1 protein-coding gene and 1 pseudogene are annotated in these 1,560 nt (G+C 58.0%); both read right to left on the reverse strand.

The features are described 5' to 3' along the window. A pseudogene (gene tnpC, locus L691_RS29820) lies at positions 1-1,115 on the reverse strand (IS66 family transposase); the annotation flags it as partial. A 68-nt stretch (positions 1,116-1,183) separates the two neighbouring features. Beyond that, a partial coding sequence (gene tnpB, locus L691_RS29825) for an IS66 family insertion sequence element accessory protein TnpB (RefSeq protein WP_232229255.1) occupies positions 1,184-1,560 on the reverse strand: 377 nt, incomplete at its 5' end.

Below are 1,560 nucleotides of genomic sequence, written 5' to 3' on the forward strand. Positions count from 1 at the left end.
CTTCAGTTCTCGCTCGATCGCAAACAATTGATTGCAAAATGTTAGCCCCTGCTGAGCAGCCGTTCCAACCCTGGCTTCCGAAGGGGGCAACGCCTTCAGGGCTTCGTCAAATTTGCGGCGCGCATGTGCCCAGCACCCGACCAAGGTCACCTTGGCCACTTTGTGGTAGCCTGCATAGCCGTCCACGTGCAGGTATCCACTGAATCCGGCCAAAAAGTTTCGGGGATGCTCTCCGCCACGTGTCGGACGGTATTCGTACAATACGATGGACGGTCCCGTGCGTCCGGTCCGGTACAGCCACAGATACGACTGCGACTCGGCGGATTTTCCCGGCTCTCGCAGTACCTGCAGCGTGGTTTCGTCCGCATGCAGAATATCCTGTTTGAGCAGTTGGACTTTCATTCGCTCAAAGAGTAGCGCCAGCCACTCATCTGCCCCGTACATCATCCCGTTCGCCAGCGTCTGCTGCGAGAGCGTGAGCCCGAGTCGGGCAAACTGCTGCTCCTGGCGATATAGCGGCTGGCTCTCCCCATATTTTTGGTTCATGACATGCGCCAGAATCGAAGGCGAAGCCAGACTTCCCGGATAGACGGGCCGCGGCATGGGCGCGGTCACGATAGGTGTCTGAATCTCTTCCCGTTCGCAGTGGCGGCAGGCATACACACCTGCCGCACATGGCGCAGGACTCTGACCTCTGCTGGAATGACCGTGATTTCGTTCCGGGTTTCCGTGCTCATGGGATGAAGTTCCCCGCCGCAGCACGCGCAAACTTGCTCGTCCTCCGGGAGTTCATAGTGAAGCGTATCGATGGGCAACTTCTCGAGCCTGGCCTCACGGCTGTCCGCAGACTTCTTGCGGCTGTAGGTAACCGTCTCTACCTGCGGTTCCTCCGAAGCCGGAGTCGCTAGCACTTCCACTTCATTGAACAGGTTCATCTCCAACTGATCCGGGTGCGTCTTCTCGCTGGAGGCGCCGAAGCGCTTATGCTGGGCCAGCCGGAACTGTTCCTCGTACCACTGGAGTTTAGCGGTCAGCTCGGCAATGTGTTGGTCCTGCTTGGCCTTCTGTTGTTGGAGTTCTTCGATTATATGTGTGGGATTCGTTTGATTTTCCATAGCTGTTCTTTTCGTCAAAGCTAGCCTTTTCTCCTGCTCCGAGGGCGTCAGAACCGCGAAATCTCGGCCTAAATGACGGTCTGAGCCGTCACCTGCGGGTGGGCCTGCCGCTGGTGGAGGGCAAGCCCGTCGAACAACCAGCGAAGTTCGCGAAAGGAAACGGTGACCGGGCTACTGCCGGGGCCGGGCCACGGGAAGGTACCGCGCTCCAAGCGACGATACAGCAGCCAGAAGCCATTATGTTCCCAGTACAGCATTTTGAGTTTGTCACGCTGGCGGTTGCAAAAGACAAACAGGTAAGGAGCGAACGGATCGAGTTGAAAACTCTCCTGAACCAGGGCGGCAAGCCCGCCGATGGACTTGCGCAAATCCGTGCTGCCGCCAGCTTGATGGAGGGTCACTCCCTGCGTTTGGCACCAAGCAGACATGGTGAGGCCACTTGCTC

Origin of the sequence: Paenibacillus zanthoxyli JH29, from assembly GCF_000520715.1 — a bacterium.
GTDB lineage: Bacteria > Bacillota > Bacilli > Paenibacillales > Paenibacillaceae > Paenibacillus_AQ > Paenibacillus_AQ zanthoxyli.